The organism is Micromonospora zingiberis (genome assembly GCF_004331455.1).
Lineage (GTDB): Bacteria > Actinomycetota > Actinomycetes > Mycobacteriales > Micromonosporaceae > Micromonospora > Micromonospora zingiberis.
On the sequence record NZ_SJJR01000001.1, the window covers coordinates 506,046 to 525,238 of the forward strand.

The 19,193-nt window shown below is 69.7% G+C and carries 15 protein-coding genes; 4 read left to right on the forward strand and 11 right to left on the reverse strand.

The window, feature by feature from the left end; genetic code table 11:
• Nucleotides 1–7: 7 nt before the first annotated feature.
• Genes E0H26_RS02210 through fxsA form a run of 3 tightly spaced genes read right to left on the reverse strand, consistent with a single transcriptional unit; the run spans nucleotide 8 to nucleotide 5,032 of the window.
• Complete coding sequence (locus tag E0H26_RS02210; RefSeq protein WP_131300178.1) at nucleotides 8–1,000, reverse strand: hypothetical protein; 993 nt, start codon at nucleotides 998–1,000, stop codon at nucleotides 8–10.
• 11 nt (nucleotides 1,001–1,011) lie between these two features.
• Nucleotides 1,012–4,863: an FxSxx-COOH system tetratricopeptide repeat protein gene (gene fxsT / locus E0H26_RS02215; protein ID WP_131300179.1), complete on the reverse strand. Its 3,852-nt coding sequence runs from the start codon at nucleotides 4,861–4,863 to the stop codon at nucleotides 1,012–1,014.
• A complete protein-coding gene (gene fxsA, locus E0H26_RS02220) occupies nucleotides 4,850–5,032 on the reverse strand; it encodes an FxSxx-COOH cyclophane-containing RiPP peptide (protein ID WP_131300181.1) in 183 nt (60 codons plus the stop codon). The genes fxsT and fxsA overlap by 14 nt, the downstream gene beginning before the upstream one ends.
• A 293-nt stretch (nucleotides 5,033–5,325) precedes the next feature.
• On the opposite strand from fxsA, the gene E0H26_RS02225 reads away from it, so the two are divergent.
• Genes E0H26_RS02225 through E0H26_RS02235 form a run of 3 tightly spaced genes read left to right on the forward strand, consistent with a single transcriptional unit; the run spans nucleotide 5,326 to nucleotide 8,659 of the window.
• Complete coding sequence (locus tag E0H26_RS02225; RefSeq protein WP_131300183.1) at nucleotides 5,326–6,525, forward strand: FxsB family cyclophane-forming radical SAM/SPASM peptide maturase; 1,200 nt, start codon at nucleotides 5,326–5,328, stop codon at nucleotides 6,523–6,525.
• Entirely contained in the window at nucleotides 6,522–7,835 is a 1,314-nt protein-coding gene (locus E0H26_RS02230; RefSeq protein ID WP_131300185.1) for an HEXXH motif domain-containing protein, read from the forward strand. Before E0H26_RS02225 ends, E0H26_RS02230 begins: the two co-directional genes overlap by 4 nt.
• Nucleotides 7,836–7,870: 35 nt before the next feature.
• The gene (locus E0H26_RS02235) at nucleotides 7,871–8,659 is read left to right on the forward strand and encodes a hypothetical protein (RefSeq protein ID WP_131300186.1); all 789 of its coding nucleotides are present in this window, start codon (nucleotides 7,871–7,873) and stop codon (nucleotides 8,657–8,659) included.
• 77 nt (nucleotides 8,660–8,736) lie between these two features.
• Here E0H26_RS02235 and E0H26_RS02240 read toward each other — a convergent pair whose 3' ends face one another.
• From E0H26_RS02240 to E0H26_RS02275, 8 genes are all read right to left on the reverse strand, one after another.
• Nucleotides 8,737–10,353, reverse strand: coding sequence for a flavin monoamine oxidase family protein (locus E0H26_RS02240; protein WP_131300188.1), 1,617 nt, complete (start codon nucleotides 10,351–10,353; stop codon nucleotides 8,737–8,739).
• A gap of 81 nt (nucleotides 10,354–10,434) precedes the next feature.
• On the reverse strand, nucleotides 10,435–10,878 hold the full coding sequence (locus tag E0H26_RS02245) for a hypothetical protein (RefSeq protein WP_131300190.1): 444 nt from the start codon (nucleotides 10,876–10,878) through the stop codon (nucleotides 10,435–10,437).
• A gap of 272 nt (nucleotides 10,879–11,150) precedes the next feature.
• Nucleotides 11,151–11,588, reverse strand: coding sequence for an NUDIX hydrolase (locus tag E0H26_RS02250; RefSeq protein WP_131300192.1), 438 nt, complete (start codon nucleotides 11,586–11,588; stop codon nucleotides 11,151–11,153).
• Between the two features lie 63 nt (nucleotides 11,589–11,651).
• Nucleotides 11,652–12,446, reverse strand: a complete 795-nt coding sequence (locus E0H26_RS02255) for a protein phosphatase 2C domain-containing protein (RefSeq protein WP_276320373.1) — start codon at nucleotides 12,444–12,446, stop codon at nucleotides 11,652–11,654.
• A gap of 19 nt (nucleotides 12,447–12,465) precedes the next feature.
• Nucleotides 12,466–13,491, reverse strand: a complete 1,026-nt coding sequence (locus E0H26_RS02260; protein ID WP_131300196.1) for a hypothetical protein — start codon at nucleotides 13,489–13,491, stop codon at nucleotides 12,466–12,468.
• Complete coding sequence (locus E0H26_RS02265) at nucleotides 13,478–14,215, reverse strand: TauD/TfdA family dioxygenase (protein WP_131300198.1); 738 nt, start codon at nucleotides 14,213–14,215, stop codon at nucleotides 13,478–13,480. The genes E0H26_RS02260 and E0H26_RS02265 overlap by 14 nt, the downstream gene beginning before the upstream one ends.
• A gap of 232 nt (nucleotides 14,216–14,447) precedes the next feature.
• The gene (locus E0H26_RS02270) at nucleotides 14,448–16,385 is read right to left on the reverse strand and encodes a DUF2075 domain-containing protein (RefSeq protein ID WP_131300200.1); all 1,938 of its coding nucleotides are present in this window, start codon (nucleotides 16,383–16,385) and stop codon (nucleotides 14,448–14,450) included.
• Nucleotides 16,386–16,506: 121 nt separating this feature from the next.
• Nucleotides 16,507–16,887, reverse strand: a complete 381-nt coding sequence (locus tag E0H26_RS02275; RefSeq protein WP_240741970.1) for a nucleotide pyrophosphohydrolase — start codon at nucleotides 16,885–16,887, stop codon at nucleotides 16,507–16,509.
• 686 nt (nucleotides 16,888–17,573) lie between these two features.
• Between E0H26_RS02275 and E0H26_RS02285 the strand changes: the two genes are divergently transcribed.
• Nucleotides 17,574–19,001, forward strand: coding sequence for an arylsulfotransferase family protein (locus E0H26_RS02285; protein WP_206024808.1), 1,428 nt, complete (start codon nucleotides 17,574–17,576; stop codon nucleotides 18,999–19,001).
• Nucleotides 19,002–19,193: the final 192 nt, after the last annotated feature.

Consider the following 19,193-nt stretch of genomic DNA (forward strand, 5'->3'; position numbering starts at 1 on the left):
GCACCGCCTAGCTCCGGGCAGCCGACAACTGCGCGCCCACTCTCCACATGGCCTGGTCGGCGTGGCTGACCCAGTCCTGGTCCAGGCAGACGCCGAAGAGGTAGTCGTCCGGTGCGAGCAGGTAGTAGTAGACCGCCCCGATCTCCACGTCGAGGACCAGCCGCTCGACCTCTCCGGTGATCACCCGCCGCAGGTCCCGGCTGACCTGTAGCGCCAGCAACGACAGGTCACGGGCCAACCGCTCGTAGCCGATACGACGGTCGACCACGGTGGCGCCCCGGCTGAAGAACTGTTCGAGATCGGGATGCCCCAGGATGTCGACCGCCGCCACCTGCTCCCCCAACCGGTGATGGCTGAGGTAGTGCAACCCCGCCGACCGCAGGGACCGGGCGAGGATCCCGTCGCGGTCCGCCACGCCGGTCAGGTAGGGGGCGATGTCCTCGCCGGCCGACGCCGACTGGTCGTACTCCTCGGTCAGCCAACCACCCAGGTTCTGGGCCGGCTGTCGGGTCAGTCCCCGCAGGTCACTCGCGAGTTTCGCGGCGCCCTGGTCGGTCCGACTCGCCGTGGCCGGGTTGACCACCGCATCGGTGGCCGGCGACGTCTTCGCGAAGCCCACCACGTGTTCCCCACCGACCGTGGCGTTGCAGAAGACGAAGTCGACCCGGGTCTGGATGGCCAGCCGCACCAGCCCGCCGCACTGCAGGTGCCAGACCCGCCGGTTGAGGTCGGCGGCGCGGTACACCAGCTGGGCACCCACCCGGCGGTACGCCTCGCGGCGCTGCGCCGGTTCCGTGTCGGGTCGACCGGCCGGCGCCGACTCGTGCGCCAACAGGTCCAGCGAGAAGTCGAGCACCCCGCCGGTGTAGTGCGCGACGTGGTAGACGGCCTGGTCGTTGAGGAGGAACTGCCGGCACAGGTCCCGCTTCTTGCGGAACCCCGGCACGTCCTGCTCGGCGGACTCCTCCACCACGGCAGCGATCAGCTGCGGGTCGGTCACCTGGTCACTCCTCAGCTTCTCGGCACGTCGATGTCGGTGTCGGTCAACGCCGTCACACCCGCGCCGTCCGCCCCGTCCCGGCGGGCGACGATCGCGGCGAGGTTGGCGGCGGCGTCGGTGGTGCACGGGTGCCGCCGGCCGAGGAAACGCAGGCTGGTCAGGTGCGTCTCCTGCTGGATGCGTACGGCGTCGGCCAGGTCACCGCGGGCGGCCAGGTGACCAGCCTGGGCGGTGGCCGCGGTCAACGTCCACGGGTGGGCGTCCCCGAGCCGGACCCGTAGGGTGCGCATGCCCCGCTCCCCGTCGCGGATCGCGTGGTCGTACTCGCCGGTGCCCCGGTGACAGATGCCGAGGTTGACCGAGCAGACCGCCGTGAACGGGTGCCCGGTCTCCAACGTCCGCTCGTAACCACGCAGGCAGCGCATGGCGTGTTCGACGGCGATCCCGGCGTCCCCGGCCCGGTAGTAGTCGATCGCCATGCTGAGCAGGCTGGACCGGGTGAGCGGATGGTCCTCGCCGAACCGGTCCCGGTAGCCACGGAACGTCTCGATGCTGCGCTTCTTCGCGGCGAGGGTCAGCCCGAGGCGCCGCTCGGTGACCGCGAGACTGCGGTTGACCTGTAGTTCGTCGAGTGGGTTGGCCGAGCGCAGTTCGTGCACGCGTTCCAGGGTCCCCCGCAACGTGGCCAGCGACAGCTCGTACTCGCCGACCTCGCGTTCCAGGGTGCCCACCAGACGCGAGGCCCGCCACGTCGCTGGCTCGTCCGGCCCGAACAGGGTCATCCACCGATCGAACAGCTGGTGGGCCAGGCGCAACGCCTCCCGGGCGTCACCGGTCAACTGGAAGGAGATGGCCAGGTTGTTGATCGCCATCCGGGTGTTCGGGTGATCGCCACCGAGCACCTCCTGGTAGGCGACGAGGGTTGCCTGATCCTCCACCAGGGCGTCCTCGAAGCGGCCGAGACCACGCAGGTCACCGCCGCGACCCCGACCGGCGATGAGGGTACGGAAGTGCCGCAGGCCGTACCGGCGGCGCTGCTCGCTGAGCACCTGATCGTCGAGGTCGAGGGCATCCTGAGGGCGGCCGAGCACCCGGTGCAGGTTCGCGGTCTGCACGAACAGCCGCATGGTCAACTGGTCGAAGTCGCCGCCGGCCGTCCAACGGTCACACGCCTGCTGCGCCAGCCGGACCGCGGACTGCCAGGCGTCGCTGTCCCCGAAGTGGAACAGGTAGCGGACCTGCTTGACCACCCAGTGCCGCACCCGCACGTCGTCGGCGGTCAACGCCCCGGACGGTACGAGATGGCGTTGCAGTTCCTCGAAGATCGGCAGGTAGCGCCGGTCGTCGGCCTCCGGGTCGGTCGGCGCGTAACCGGCCAGCCCGTGCAGGACCTGACGGTGCCGTTCCCGCCGCTGCGGCTCGGGAATCGACTCCCGGATCAGGACCTGGATGGCCCGGTGCATCCGCAGCGCGGCACCCCGCCCCCAGTCGATGTCGAACAGGGCGAACCGGGCGCCCACCGTCAACACCAGGTCGATCTCTCCGGCGGCGAGCAGCAACTCCTCCGGGTCGGCCTCGGCCGCCGCGGCGAGCTGGACCAGCATCGGCGTCGACCGCAACAGCGGCAGCCCGATCCCCTCCGGTGACAGGAACGCGGCGAGTTCGGCCACCCGGATCGCCAACGCCCCGAACCTGGTCTCGCGCAGGGTGGCCAGGGTGTTGTCCAGCACCCGGGCCACGGTGGAGGTGCGCGAGCCCGGAATCCGTTCGGTCGGCTCCTCCGCGCCCGGCTGACTCAGCCAGGACAGCAGTTCCTCGACACACCGGCCGACCGCCACCAGGTTCGGCACGCCCTCGCGTTCCAGCGTCCGGGTGCGCTCACGGATCCAGGCGGTGGCCAACCGCAGGGCCAACGGCAGGTGGTCGACCGCGGCGGCGATGGCCCGCGCGTCCTTGGCGCTGATGCCGAGCATCCGCCGCAGCATGGCGACGCTCTCGTCGCCGCTGAACGCCGCCACCTCCAGCGGTGCCGGCAGATTCGAGGACCCGTCGTCGCGCGAGGTGAACAGGACGTGACCGGCGCCGACCCGGGGCAGCAGTCCGCTCAGCACCTCGGCGTCGTCGGCGTTGTCGTAGATCAGCAGCCAGCGGGCGATGGTGCCACGCGGCGTCGACAGGGCGGCCACGGCCGCCTCCGCCGCGCCGACGCTGTCCACCACGTTGATCTCCTGGGCCAGCTCGCCCAGGGCCGCCTGCACCGTCTCCCGGTCCTGCGCCGGGATCCACCAGACCACGTCGTAGTCGTAGGCGAAGCGGTGGGCGAACTCGCGGGCGATCTCGCTCTTGCCGACGCCGGCCCCGCCGCTGAGGGTCACCGGCCCGCCCCCGTCGGTGAGCTGGTCCCGCAGCCGTTCGAGGTATTCGCTGCGACCGACGAACGACTCGTTGCGCGGGGGCAGGTTGGAGCGCAGCCGACGATCCGTCTCCGCCGGGTAGCGCGGCGCGGACCGCAGGTCGCCGGTGGGCTGGGTGGGTGCGATGAGGCCGAGCCGGCTCAGCAGCAGCGGCTGGGCCCGAGCCGCGTCGATCTCCCGCAGGTCGATGATCCGGTTCGGGTCGAGTTGCTTGGGCGGTTGGCCGCCGGTCAGCACACCGAACACCTCGACGTCGGTGCCGGGCGCGGTCGCCAGCCCGGCACCGAGCACCCGGAGCACCCCCGGAGAGAGCAGGGCCAGCACGGTGGCGTCCGCCTCGTACGCCGGTGCGGCGCCGGAGCGCAGTGCGTGCGGATGGACGTGGACGTTGGCCCGCCGCAGCTGCCCGGCGATCCAGTCGGCGTACGGCCGGTCGGCCGGCTCGTACAGCACGTGGATCTCGTCCGCGCTCTCCGCCCGGTCCAGTAGTACGCCCCGGCGGTAGCGGCGACGGATCCGCTCGGGCACCTCGGCCACCCGGGTCACCGTGCCACCGCTGATCCAGGAGGCCATCTGTTCGTACGCCGACAGCAGGCTGCTCTGCTCGCCGGGGGCGTCGGCCAGCACCGCCAGTACGTCGTCGTAGGTGTCGTAGGTCGGCTCGGGCACCTCCACGATCTCGATCGAGGAGTTCGGCGCACCGGCGGAGTCGTCGAGCAGCTTCGCGAACGCCTTGCGGGCCGAGTCCCGGGCCTCGCCGTACCACGGTTGGCTGACGTCACGCAGCGTCGGCGCCGCGAGAAGTCGGATGCCGCCGGTGGCCTGCCGTTGCAGTTGGACGGCGAGGTCGGCGGCCTCCTGCAACGCCGGGCGGCGAGGCGGAATCGTGACCACCGCGACGTCGCTGAGCATCGCGGTGTAGCTGACGCCCGGCATGGTGAGATCCACCGGGGTGTCGATCAGGACGTAGTCGAATCCGGCCTGCCGCAACAACTGCCGGGCCCGCACCGGGTCCACCTCGGGAAGGCCGTCGATCTCCAGGCTCACTCCGACCATCGCGAACCCGTGACTCGACCCCGGAATCGCGTACCGGTAGAGGAAGCCCTGCTCCGGCGCGGGTGGTGTACCCACCATCGGGGCACGGTGGACGGGCACGTCCGGATGCGGGCTGGTCAGGGCGGCCAACTCCGGGCCGAGCACCCCGGCGCTCACCACGGCGTCGACCCGGAAGGAGCGTAGGTAGTCGTAGACCCGGGGGGTCTTCGTGCACCAGTCGACCGCGAGGACCCGCTTGCCGTGGGAGGCGAGGATCCAGGCGATGTTGGCCACCGCGCTGCTGCGCCCGGCGTTGCCGTTGTTGGGTGACACGAAGGACACGATGGTGCAGTGGGCCACCGGCTCGGTCACGCCCACGGTGGCCGGGCCGGTCTGCTGGTCAGTCGTCGCCATCGATCGCACTCTGCCAGCCCGCGTACTGGTCGCCGGCGGCGGCACTGCGACGTTGCAGGCGGTGCAGCGCGGCGAGGAGGACCTGGTTGGGCACGCCTTCGAGCGTGGCCAGGTCCACATCGGTGAGATCGATCAGATCGGAGCGCAACACGTCCTCCCCGGTGTCCATCCCCGATCACCGCCTGTCTGCGTATCGCACAATGATCGCGTCGCCTCGAAGCCGGACATCGATCGTTGGCCAGATCCGCTGCGTACGCCCATGATAACGGTACGGTGTCGACGCCAAGGAGCAGCGCCCCGCCACCGACACGGCGGATGGCGTGCCGCCTCGCCCGGACCCGACCCGGCGACGGTCACGCAGCGCATGCCGGTGGCACGACGCCCGGTCAACGTCGTACGTCGATGTATGCTGGTGGGCGTCGACGGCGGCCCGCCGGCCGCCGCCTGATCGTGGAGCCCCTGATGCCCGGATCCGACGACGACCACCGGCCAGCCGGTGATTCGGCCATCCACCGCGCCCCGCCCGTCGCCTTCCGCCAGTTCGTGCTCAAGCTGCACAGTCGCTGCGACCTGGCCTGCGACCACTGCTACGTCTACACGATGGCCGACCAGCGCTGGCAGGACCTGCCCCGGACGATGTCGCCCGGGGTGCTCGACGCGACCGCGCGCCGCATCGGCGAGCACGCCCGCGCGCACCGGCTCGGCGTCGTCTCCGTCGTCCTGCACGGCGGCGAACCGTTGCTGGCCGGGCCGACGCGGATCGAAAGCGCCGTGTCGGCCATCCGACAGGCCGTGGCCCCGGTGCCGGTCCGGCTCACCGTGCAGACCAACGGCATCCGGCTGGACGAGGCGTACCTGCGACTGTTCGATCGGCTCGACGTACGGGTCAGCCTCAGCCTCGACGGGGACCGGACGGCCCACGACCGGCACCGGCGCGGGCCCGACGGGCGGGGCAGCCACGACCGGGTCGACGCGGCCATCGGTCGACTCGCCACCGGCTACCCGCACCTGTTCAACGGTCTGCTGTGCACCATCGACCTGCGCAACGACCCGGTCACCACCTACCGGAGCCTGCTGGCGCACCGGCCGCCGACGGTGGACTTCCTGCTGCCACACGGCACCTGGAGCACTCCCCCACCCGGGCGGGCACCACAACCCCACCCGACCCCGTACGCGGACTGGCTGATCGCCGTCTTCGAGCAGTGGTACCACGCGCCGGGGCCCCCCGTACGCATCCGCCTCTTCGACGAGATCATCCAGGTGCTGCTCGGTGGCACCTCCCGGCTGGCCGGGGTGGGTACCAGTCCCGGCGCGGTGGCGGTGGTGCAGACCGACGGTGCGATCGAGATGGACGACACGCTCGCCGCCGCCCACGCCGGCGCCGCCCACACCGGGCTGCACGTGCTGCGTGACCGGTTCGACGACGCGCTCGACCTGCCGGTGGTCCGTGCGCAGCAGGCCGGCCTGACGGCGCTCTGCGCCACCTGTCAGGTCTGTGACCTGCGCCAGGTGTGCGGCGGCGGGCTACGTACCCACCGCTACCGGGCCGACAACGGCTTCGACAATCCGTCGGTCTACTGCCCCGACCTGTACGCCCTCATCAGCCACATCGGTCGCACCGTGCGACGCGATCTCACGCTGCTGTCCGGGGCGGCCCGATGATCCCCACCGAGCACCGGCTGCCCAGGTCGGTCCTTGACGAGTTGGCCGCCGGTCGCGGTGGCGCGGACGCCGTGGCCCGGTTACGGGCCGCCCAACACAGTAAATCGGTGCTGCTGGTCCGCTCGATCGTCCTGCTGCTGCGGGAGCGGGGGCACCCCGACCGGGCGGCGGTCGAGGCGGCGTACCGGCTGCTGGCCGGGATGCGGCCCGACCAACGCGCCACGGCGCTCGGGCATCCGCCGGTGGCCGCCTGGGCGTTCGGCACCGCGGCACTGCTCGGCGGGGCCGACGCCGCGCAGGCGTACCCCGGGTTGCTGGCCGCGGTGGCGGCGACCGCGGCCGTACGCGCCGGGACCGACGCCGACCTCGACGTCCCGCTCGCCACCGGCGCCAACGGCCGGTTGGATCTGCCCGGCCTCGGCACGGCAACGCTGCCGGTCTCCACCACCCGGGCCCGGATCCGGGTCACCGGCGGAGGTGCCTGGGCGTACGGCGCGGGCGAGCGGGTCGCCATCGGCGCCGGGTCGACCGACCCGCGCTGGCAGCCGATGCTCCGGCTGGAGTTCGCACACCACGGACTGCGGCTGTCCCTGCTACTGGACACCCGCACCTGGCGACATGTTCCCGGCATCGGCGCCGGCCACCGGATCGGCGGCGGATTGACCGGCCCCTGGCGGTCCCGACTGGACGGGGCATGGCGCGTCCTGGTCGAGGACCACCGACCGGTCGCCGAGGAGATCTCCGGCGCGATGCGGGCGCTGGTGCCGGTCCCCTCGCCCCGGGCCGGCAGCCGCAGCGGCACGTTCCACCACGCCTTCGGATCGGTGGCCATGTCGCTGCCACCGGACGCCCGGTCCGCCGCCGTCGTGCTGGCCCACGAGATCCAGCACGCCAAACTGGCCGCGTTGAACGACATGTTCGCCCTGCTGGAGCCGGGGCCGCCGGAACTGTTCTACGCGCCGTGGCGGACCGACCCGCGGCCCCTGGACGGCCTGTTGCACGGCGTGTACGCGCATCTGGGGGTGGCGGGGTTCTGGCGCCGGCAGGCCCGGGTGACGGTCGCCGGTGCGGCCCGGTACCGCGCCGAGGTCGAGTTCGCCCGGTGGACCAGGGCCGCCGGTGACACCGTACGGGTGCTGGCCGCGCAGCGGCGGCTGACCCCGGTGGGCCGGCACCTGGTCGACGGCATGGCCGGGGTGCTCGCCCGCTGGGCGACGGAGCCGGTGACGTCGCGGGCGGCCGAGCGGGCCCGGCAACTACTCGACGGGCACCGCAACCGGTGGGACCGGCGCCGGGCGCCGACCGGCTGACAACCCGTATCGCTGGTCTCCATTACGCTGTGTCCATGGGGGAGGGTATCGACCAGCCGACGCGCCGTGAGTGCTTCGTGATCGCACCGATCGGCCCGGAGGGCTCGGACATCCGCAAACGCAGCGACCAGATCCTCAAGCACGTCATCCGGCCGGTGGTGGAGAAGCGCGGCTACGTCGCGGTACGTGGCGACGAAATCGAACGCGCTGGCCTGATCACCTCCCAGGTGCTGGACCGGATCATCCAGAACGACCTGGTCATCGCCGACCTCACCGACCAGAACCCGAACGTCTTCTACGAGCTGGCGGTCCGGCACGCGCTGCGCAAGCCGTTCGTGCAGCTGCTGGCGAAGGACCAACAACTGCCGTTCGACGTGCAGGGCATGCGGGTGATCCTGGTCGACCACACCGACCTGGACAGCGTGCACAACGCCAAGGACCAGCTCGGTCGGGCCATCGACGCCTTCGGTGAGGGTGCCGACATCGTCACCCCGATGTCGGTCGCCCTCACCCTGCAAGAGCTACGCGGGTCGTCCAGCCCGCGCGAGGCCGGCCTGTCCCAGATCATCGAGACCCTGCCGCAGATGATGGACATCCTCCAGGACGTGCAGCGGCACCTGGGCACGGGCAGCTTCAGCGAGGGCCCGGCCGACGACGACCACCGCCGGCTGCGCACGCTCGTCGAGTCGCTGGCCGCCCGGGGTGGGGTGACCGAGGACGACCTGACCGGGCTGCTCGGCGGTGGCAGCAGCAGCCGGTTCGAACGCTGGGTCGAGGCGCTCATCCAGCGGGTCGGTCGCGCCAACAATCACCGCCCCGGCTGAGCCGCCGTCGAGCGGCTCCCGGCCGGGTCGGAGCGGTCTTCGATCGGCTTCCGGCCGGGTCGGAGCTGGTCGCGCGGTCAGCTCGACATGACCCGGGTGTGCAGGTCGGTGACGACCTTGCGGGCCGACTCGAACGCCCCGGCCTGCCAGGCGATGTAGTGGCTGAGGTGGTCACCGGCGAAGTACACCCGGCCGTCGGGCTCCAGCAGCCGGCCGTAGTGCCCGCCGCTGGTGCGCGACGGCCACGACACCCAGCCGCCCTCGGAGTAACGGGTGCGGTCCCAGGCCACCGAGAACGAGGTCTCCAGCTCGGTGCGGTACTTCTCGCCGTGGATCCGGACTCCCTGCGCGACCGCGCGGGCCTCCCGCTCGGCCGGTGACAGGGCGGCGTACGCCCGGGCGTTGGCCCCGGTGTTGTAGTACCCGACGACCAGGCCCTTGGCACCGTGGTAGCCGTACGACGGGTACCAGATCGCGGCCAGGTCCAGGTTGGTGTTGGTGATGCCGGAGTAGATGTTCTCGTCCTGCTCCCACCACCGCCGGCGGTACTGCAACCCGATCTTCCCGGTGGCGTTCGGGACGGCGTACGCCAGGGCGGTCCGGACCGGCTCGGCGAGGTTCGACGGGATCTTCGCCAGCACCTGCGGCGGAATCGTGCAGACACAGAAGTCCGCGGTGGCGGTCCGCGTCCGGCCGTCGGCTCCGGCGTAGACCACGGAAACACCGGAGCCGGTGTTCGAGATGGACCGGACCTCGGCGCCGTAGGTGATGAGGCGCCGACCCACGGCCTCCTCCAGGGCGTACGCGATGCGGTCCATCCCACCCACCGGCTGGAACATCAGCATCGCCTGGTCGTAGCCGAACTCGAAGGAGATGTACCGGCCGACACCGCTGGCCAGCACGTCGGCCAGCGGGTACGGGGTGAGCTTCGGCGTACCCGCCTCGAAGCCGGCACCCGGCTCCACCTCGTAGCCACGCCGGTTGGTGCCCGCGTACCGCCAACTGGCCGCCGGGTCGCCGGCCACCCGGCCGCCGATGGCGCCGAACCCGCGCAGGAACTCCAGCAGCCGTTCCTTGTCCTCACCGGTCAGGTACCCGTCGAGGGTGCCCTGGTCGGTGGCCTTGGCGAGCAGTTCGGAGACGTAGCCGTAGACATCGGCCTTGGCCTCCCGGTGCCGGATCGGCCGGCCGGAGAGCGCACCGACGTTGTCGTTGAAGTAATAGCTGTCCGCGTTCTGGTTGCCGAAGACCTCGACCGGCACGCCCAGCTCCCGGCAGTAGTCCAGGGTCACCATGTGCTGGGCGATCCGCGCCGGCCCGGCGTTGAGGTACTGGCCACCGGTGAACCGGGCCCGCTGGGTCTGCCCGTCCAGGTCCGTTTCCACGGTGCCACCGCGCACCGTCCAGTTGCGACCGCCGGGACGGCTGCGCGCCTCCAGGATCCGCACCTGGTAGCCCGCCTTGCCAAGCTCGTACGCGGTCGCCAGGCCGGCGATGCCGGCGCCGAGGACGAGGACGGATTTCGTGGTCCGGCCGGTGAGGGTGAAGTCGGAGCGTTCGGGGGCCCGGAACGCCGGTGCCGCCTGCGCGGCCGGCGTCAGGCCCAGGGCACCCATGGTGCCGTAGAGGACACCCGCTCCGCCGGACACCCCGACCGCCTGTAGGAACTGGCGCCGCGTCGTTGGTGTGGTCACCGTCGCCTCCCTCACACAAGATCGATGGGTGACGATCTCAGTGACGGATTTCGCCGATGCGTCGTCGCGGTAACGCGGGCGTCACCGGTCGGCGGCGACGGCGACCATCCAGGTGGCGAGAATGGCGAAGGTCAGCACCACCGGAATGGCCGCCACCGTCGGCGTGACCAGCGTCCGCACCCAACTGGGGGTGGTGGCCCGGAACGGGGTGGTGTTCATGTCGAACGGGATCACGTCCGGGCTGGCCGGGTCGGTCAGGCGATTTGCGGCGGCGGCATAGAGCCGCCGGTAGAGGCGCTCCTGGTGCAGGTAGTAGGCATCCAACCCCCAGAAGATGGCGGTCGGCAACAGGGCGAGCAGGGTCACGTGGGACGAGGCACCGGACTGGGTGGTCAACAGCGCGAAGACGGCCGACACCACGGTGACCGTCCAGCCGCGAATGGTGAAGGAGTGCTGGGACAGACGACCGATGGTCGCCTGGAGGGTGTCGAGGTGGCGGACGCGCAGATCGGTGTCATCGGACATGTTGACCATCCCTGGGTGCTGGCCGGACCGCTGGATCGTAGATCAGCGGTGCACGCCGGCGCCTGCACGGATCGCGCGTTCAACACCGGCCGCCGGCGAGGCGGTCGAGAGTGGTCAGTTCGGCAAGGAGACCGGTGACGCGGGCCCGGATCCGATCGCGGACCTCGCGCACGACGGATAGGGGTGAGCCGGCGGGATCGGCGAGCTGCCAGTCCTCGGATACGGGTTCGGCTCCTCAAGGGTGACGACTCACCCGCGCGAAGACGCTGCGATCAGACGAGGAGGTCTCGCCAGCGGGCGATGGTCCTCTTGTACGGCTCGGGCATGTGCAGACCCACCACCTCGTCGTACCCGAACACGCCGAGGTCCTTGTGTTCGGCCGAATATGCGAGATCCTCCGACCCCATATATCTCGCGCCGTAGCTGACGATGAAGACGTGCCGCAATGGCGTGATCTCGTAAACCCAGGTGTCCACGATGTCGACGCTGGCTACCGTAAGGCCGAGTTCCTCGGCGACCTCTCGGCAGACGCCATCCTCGGGTGTCTCACCGACTTCGAGCTTGCCGCCGGGTAGCTCCCACTCGTCTCGCTCGTTCTTGAGCAGCGGCACCCGGCCGTGGTAGTCGACAACCAGCTTCACCGAGATCGGCAACTGATACTCGAAGTAGCCTGGATTGCGTTCGACAAGGTACGGGGGATGTTCGGTCATACGGATCCTCATGGGTTGCGGGGAGCGGGCCTCCGGCGAACTCTCGAGCAGCAGGGCGTGGACTCAGTTCGGGGTGAGTAGCACGGCAGCCACATCATCGGCTCGTTTGAACCGGCCCGCCCCTTGTGTGGGCCGGTTCTCGGCCTCCCGGATCAGCTTCTCCAGGTACGGCAGGCCGTGGTCCAAGGCATGCAGGATCACGTCTGCCCAGTCCCGGTAGATCTGGTAGTCGGTGATCAGCCGGGCGAAGCCGTCCGTGCAGAGCAGGACGGCGTCGGTTGCCGCCCAGGTGCCTGCGACACCGTGCGGGCGCAAGCGGCGTCGCAGATGACCGGAGAAGATGGATTCGCTGTCGCCGGAAGTCATGGTGTACAGCCGCCGCTCGTGCATGGCGGCGGTAACCCGTTCGGGATCCTTTTCACGGGCTGCGACCGCCGCCGCTTCGCGGCGGTCAAAATACCCGGTGGCCAGCACGGAGGGCTCACGACCTGCGATCACGGCTGTCGCATCGCCGATTCGGCTGATGTCATAACTGGTGCCCTGGTCGACGCAGAGCGCGATCGAGCATGCCGGTGGCACTCGCTCGGCCGGAAATTTCAGGGCCGCCTGCCGCTCAGCGACATCATCGGCAACCGCCTCGAGCAGCGTGGCGGCCGAGCCCCGATACCCGTCGGCGCCGGCCTCGGACAAGTATTGACCGATGGTGTCCACCAGCCACTGCACATCGCTTTCGGCAGGTAGCGCGGCCTCCTGATACAGGTCGGTGGCCCCATCGATCACCCAGGCGAGAGTCCCTCCATAGCCGACCCGGTCTTCGTTCGTCCGTACGCCACCTGCCGTTGATATCGCCGTTCGCATCCGCACCGGTCGCCGTCCCTCATGACATCCACGAGGCGGGTAAGAAGATCCCCGCCCCGATCAGCGCACAGCCGAACGCAACTGCCACTACCACTCGGCGTATCCGACTGTTATTGACAAGAGAGAACGTACCGAACACCACACCGACCGCGCCGGAGGCCACGAGCATCAGCCGGATGCCGTCGATTCCTCCGGTCTGACTCGCGATGTTCCCACCGGTGGCGATGAACGCGACGACCGCCGCCAGCAGGCCAAGCAGTTGAAGTTGCTGGGTCTTGAACTCGGCAAGCTCGGTACGGAAACGTTCGTGGGCCTGGGCCCACCGCGCCCGTTCCTGCATCAGGTCGATACGGACCCGAGTGGCCTGGTACTGCGTCAGTCGACGCAGATAGTCGCGGGCGGATCTCGGCTCCAACTCGATGGCCTGCGCCACCGCAGAGCGAGCCGCCTCGAACTCTCCACGCAGCGCCAGCACCCGGCCCTTCGTCTCGAAGTAGTGAGCCACCCTGCCCTGCGACAGGCTGATCGCACGGTCGATGTGGCGCTCGACCTCATCGAGTTCGTGAGGGCGCTGTGGTGTTTCGAGTCGTTCCAGATACTCGACCCAGAAGGCGGCCAGTTGGTGCACCACCGCCGGCACATCCGGCATGGCTGCGACCGCGTGGCGGGAATACTCGACGGCGCTTCGAAGGGAGGCAAGGTCACCCCGAGTGCGCGCAGCGATCGCCCGGAACGTGTGAAAATACGGCTCGGCTCCGAACTCTGCCTCGTGCTGGCGTACCACCGCAGCGTACTCCGCGTGGCGTTCCTCCCGACGTAGGCGCAGCAACAGCGCGTACAGTGCCGCGAAGCGGGTCCGCGCTCGCGCGGCCCGATCGTCGAGGATCGCCCGCAGCGCCGGCTCTGGCTCTGGATGTGCCTCCATTACCGCACGGATGGCCAGCGGAAATTCCGCATCGGCTGGTCGCGTCTTCGCCAGATCCGTGGCGAGCCGGGCCCGCGCGAGACTTGCCGTCGGAGCCGATCGGGCCCTAGGAATCCGCACGCTGGAACCCCCGATTCAGCCATGCATAAGGATGGCCGCTTTTGACCTTGGCGAGTAGCCGCACGAGAAGCCGATCACCGCTGAACTCCGCCCGTCCGTGCAGTATTCGATGATTATGGATCAGGTATCCGTCCCCCGCAGCAAGATGGACGGTCCTCGCGGTGACGCGAACCAGGTGCCGGAATTCCGCGGCCGGATCCCCCGGTCCATAGGTGCTGTGCGGCTGGGCAACATCGTCATCGCGGTAGCGAATCCTGATGAGACCAGTTCGCATATCCAGGACAGCGACATCACGCGCACCCTCAGCAGTGACCAACCGCAACCCGGCCAACACCGACTCGGCATGATCGAGACGGAGTTGCCGTAGGACGCGCGCCCCATCGACCAGGACCCCTTCTCCGCCATCGGGCGCACCGGACACCATCAAGGCGGCAACCAGGCTGGGCGGCTGGTCGTGGAGGCTTCGATCTGTGTGCGGCGACAGGAGGCCGCGAGAGAAACCCGCAACGTTTTCCAGATGATCAGGCACCTCTCGCGGCGAAATGATCGTGAGCCCTGCACCTGCTTGATGCGGATGGTCAACAGGCTCCGTCCAGGTGTCGAGCAACTCCCGGACTTCGGCGACACCCCCCTGCTTGATCAGTACAATGCCGTCACGGGCAAGAATAGCGGGAATCTGGTCGGCGGCGATCTGGGTTCCACCGTCCGTCTCCAGCAGTCGCATGGCCCGCCCAGCAATGTTCGAGTGACGTCGTCGAGCAATCGACTATAGTCGAAGAATCTCGCCGGAATATCGCTGGAAAAAATCCGACAGCAGCTCACGATCTTTCTAATTCCACGAGCCGCAAATTCCAGATTGCGTCGCCTTACGGGGCGGACGATGGCAGCGCGGCCACGCTGGCCAACACCGGCGGTCACGCGATGCCCTCCCACCGAGGGTGCAGGGACACGAGCGGCTACCCGGCCTCCGGGGCGCCGCTCTGTTCGTAGTGCGTCTCCACCCCGCGGACGGGTTTCACCAGACCAGCGAGAAACTCACGGGTTTCCGGGTCACTGGAATAGATGATCGTCCCGCGCATGCCACGCGTAAGCAGCACCTTGTAGGTGTTGCGGATCAGCCGGTCGGCTTCGTCCTCACTGACGGCCTTGCGGCTACGCAGTGCCGGATCCTTCGACTCGGCCCGCCGGGCCACCAGCTGACCGCCGCGAGCCACCAGGTCGGGCCCAAGGATGACGCCGGACCAGTCGTACTCGAAGCCCTGGGCGGTGTAGACGCAGCCCACCTGGCCGAAGCCGTTGGGGTCGGTGGCCCAGAAAGGGCTGCCGGGAGCGTCACCCACGCTGCGATCGCTCTTGACGTTCCACGGGCGCTCCCAGTCACCGAGCACCACATCCGGTACCAGGCTGCCATCGCGCCGAGGGTCGCTCCAGGGCCAGCAGTAGCCGGCAGACATCCGGGCGGTCTGTCCGGGCTCGCCGGGCGCTCCCGCCAGACGCTGGCGAGTCCGGAGGAACTCCTCCAACTGTGTCGGTGACTCCGCGAGCCGCAGGTCGAACTTGCCGTCGCCAGCCCACACAATTGGTCCACCGGCGTCGAGGCCGAGCAGCTTGAGCACCCACTCCTCGTACGCCGTACTGCCGCCGCACCGGAACTGGTCATGCAGCGAGACGACCTCGACCTCCAGGCCCAGCTTCTCGGCGTACGCCGAAATGACCTCGACGTTGCCCAACTCGCCAGGTTTGACCACCTGGTGCTCATCGAGCAGGAAGACCGGCACCCGCGCGGCCGAGATCAGCTCGTCCAACTGCGGGCGGGCCCTGTCCCGGCGGGTCTTCGGCGTGAAACGGTTGACCGAGGTTTCCCGGATCCGATGGGCCTCGTCACAGAGCAGCACCTCGATGTCGTTGGCCCCGGCATCCATGAAGCTGTTGAAGTACTTGAACATCCCCTGTAGCCGGGTCGAACCGCGTCCCGCGTATCGGCGCAGGGTCTGGGTGAAGGCCCGGGAGCCGGTGGCGTGCAGCACCGACCGGCCCTGACGGGCCAACTCGCCCATCACCGACAGCGCGATGACGCTCTTGCCGCTACCCGGTCCACCCGCCACCACCACCGCCCGTTTGCGGTTCGTCGTCCTGGCCCGCTCGACCGCGTGCAGCACCAACTCGTACGCCACGCGCTGCTCGTCGATCAGGGTGAACTGCGGCCTTTCCTTGAGCTCCTGCGCGGCGTACCGCAACAGGTGCCGGCTGGGTCGGACGGTGCTGGTGAGGAACCGATCTGCGGCGGTCGCACCGGAGGCCGGTGCGAACCGCGACTGTAGATAGTCAAGCCACTGCCCGCGCCGCTGCTTGGTGAACAGACGGCTCTGCTCGGTGACCGGCCGGTCGAGCAGATCGGCAACGTCCCGGTCGACGGCGTTGTGCAGGTAGGCCGCGCCGTGCAGCGGATATTGCTGGCGGCCCAGAACGCCCAGGAAGTCGATGAGATATTGGCAGTAGTCAGCAACCTGTTGGCCCGGATGGAGTCGCGCTCCGCGTGCATGCTCTACGGCGACCAGGGTGTCCGATTCCTCGTACGCGGTGGCATACGACCACTGTTTCAGCTCGACAACCAGATAGGAATCATCCCCGCTACGCGGATCGACTCCGGCGAGCACCGCGTCGATACGCCGGCTCGTCAACGGCAGCTGATACTCGACCAGTACCTCGACCTGACCGAGGCCCGCATCGGCGAGATCCTGCGCCAGCACCAGCAGGCTGGATTTCCACGAGCGCTGCTCGGCCGGGCTCACGCCGTGGCGCATTGCTCGCAGGTGCTCGGCGATACGGTCGGCGAGTGTGCCCTCGGTGGCGAGACGCAGCAGGTTGGCTGCGGACGTACGGAACGCCGACATTGGCAGGTGCCCCCAGGCAGCACGAAGTAATCGTGCGGATGGGGGGCATATCCGTGCACCGGAAGCCCGTCGGACCGCTTGGCTCTGAGCACCTTACCGAGTCGGATCAAGGCGGTAGTGGCTAGCCAGGAGTGTCGGACGACCGAGCCTTGGCCGCTGTCCCGAATGCCCGCTCGACCGGATAGCGTCGGGCCGCGTCCGCGAGTTTGTCGTTGGCCGCCGCTACAAGGTCAATTCCCAGCACGTCGGCCAGTCGGGCCAGGTAGATCATGACGTCGCCAATCTCGGCCCGTACCCGGTCGGCATGATCCGCGTCAGCCATCATGCCGACAGACTCCTCCGGAGTGAGCCACTGTAGTTCCGCCAGTAGTTCGCCCACTTCCCCGGCGAGTGCCATTGCCAAGTTCTTCGGGGTGTGGAACCGCTGCCAGTCCCGCGCGTCGGCAAACCGGCGTAGCTGGTCCGCAAGGTCCGCCAACCCACGGTCATTCGGTTCCTCCACAAGGTCGAACCCTACCGGCGTCGAATACCCGGCAGCGCGACCAGTCGGCCCAGCCGGAAGGGAGAACCATGACGAGGTACGGCCGGAGGGTGGGTTCGGAGTCCGCCCCGGCGTGACCGGAAAATGGTAGCTTGGCCGGGCAGGAGAGTAATTCACCTTCCCTCCGGGGTACGGGGGCAGTGGTGTCGGATCCGAACATGCGGACGAGCCGTACCGCGAGCAGTCTTAGCCGGCGGCTGCCGGCGGCGCTCGTGCTGGCTGCCGTCATGCTCGCGGGTGCCGGCGGGGCGGGTTGCAGCGGCCTGGCGCCGCGTGCCGCTCCGGCCACCAATGCCAGCGCATCGCCGGAGGCTGCCGCAGGACCCGGCGGATCGACGGACCCGGGAGGGCCCACGTCGGCCGGAGGCACCACGGACTCCGGGGGCACCACGGACTCCGGGGGCACCACGGACTCCGGGGGCACCACGGACTCCGGGGGCACCACGGACTCCGGGGGCACCACGGACGCTGGGGGCACCGCAGACGCCGGGGGCTCTGCGGACGCCGGGGGCGGCGTGGAGGCCGACGGGCCGCCGGAGCCGCCCGGGTACGAGACGCAGCCGGCGCCGTGTGCGAACGAGACATCCTCGGCTGACGATTCGGCCGGGCAGCCGTCGATCACCTCGGGCAGGCAGGTGTGGAGTTTCGTGTCGGCGCCGCATCTGCGTCCGATGCGGGTCGCCGTCAGCACGCACCGGTCGGGCACCGCTGCTGGTCAGGTCTTCGTCGCTCCGTACAGCGAATCGGCGATGGTCGGCCAGACCGGGGCGTTGATCCTCGACGGCGGCGGTGATCCGGTGTGGTTCCGGCCGTTGCCGTCGCCGGGGCTACAGAATGCCGATTTCAGGGTGCAGACCTGGTACGACCCGCAGACCGGCGCGGCGCAGCCGGTGTTGACCTGGTGGCAGGGCCCCATCACGCCTCCCGCCGCCGCGGATCGGCGCTCGCCGTCGCCGGTGGGTACGACCGGGCCGGGTGGCTGCTACTACGTCTTCGATTCGAGTTACCGGCTGCGGCAGACGGTCACCGCCCGCAACGGGTTCCACGCCGACCGGCACGAGTTCCTGCTGACCCGGCGGGGCACCGCGCTGTTCCTGGCCTCCCGTGCCGAGCCGGCGGATCTGCGGGCGTACGGTGGGCCGGCCGACGGGGCGATCCTCAACGGCGAGGTGCAGGAGGTGGACCTGGCCACCGGGGATCTGGTCTTCTCCTGGAACGTCCGTGAGCATGTCGATCCGGCCGAGTCGCGGGTGCCGGCGGCGCAGGCGTGGAGCACCGGTGGGGTGTGGGACGCGTACCACCTGAACTCGATCGACGAGGGTCCGGACGGGGAGTTGCTGATCTCGTCTCGGAACATGTCGACGGTGTACGCGGTGGGCCGGGCCGGCGGGGAGATCCGGTGGCGGCTCGGTGGCGCGCAGAGTGACTTCAGCTTCGGGCCGCAGGCGAGTTTCTCCTGGCAGCACGACGCCCGCTTCCGGGTGGGCAACCGGATCGGGCTGTTCGACAACGGCTGTTGCGAGCAGTCGGGTGGCACGCCGGGGCAGCAGTCCCGTGGGCTGGTCCTCCAGCTCGACCTCGACCAGCGCACCGCGACCGTAGAGCGGGCCTATCCGCACCGGCCGCCGGTGTACGCGTCGTCGGCGGGCAGCCTGCAAGGGCTGCCGGACGGTAACGAGTTCGTCGGGTGGGGGCAGAGTCAGTACTACTCCGAGTACGCGGGCGACGGCCGGCTGCTCTACGAGGCGCGGATGCCCGGGGAGAACGTCTCCGACCGGGTCGTACGCGGGGAGTGGGTCGGCACGCCGTACTACCCGCCGGCTGCGGCGGTGCGTCGGGTCGGCGGGCAGAGCGTCGTCCACGTGTCGTGGAACGGGTCGACGGTGACCCGGGCGTGGCAGGTGCTGGCCGGTCCGGATCCCGAGTCGCTGGCGGTGGTGGTCGAGCACGCCATGCGGAGCGGGTTCGAGACGGCCGTCGGCACCGGGAGCCCGGGGCCGTACTTCCAGGTGCGGGCGCTGGACGCGGACCGGGCCGTGCTGTCCGCCTCGGCGGTGGTCCGGCTCGACGACTGAGCGCCGCCGACCTGCCGCCCTCCGCTCGGGACGCCGAGCAGGGGGCGGTTTTTACTGTACGGACGGCGCTTTCGCTGTCTTAGCGGAAAGTTTGGGCGCAGACCGTCGGAAGCCATAGACACATGGACATCCGCTTTGTTAGCTTCAGGCGAGATGTTACGTCGAGGTGAACCGATACGGGGGCCAGTGCCT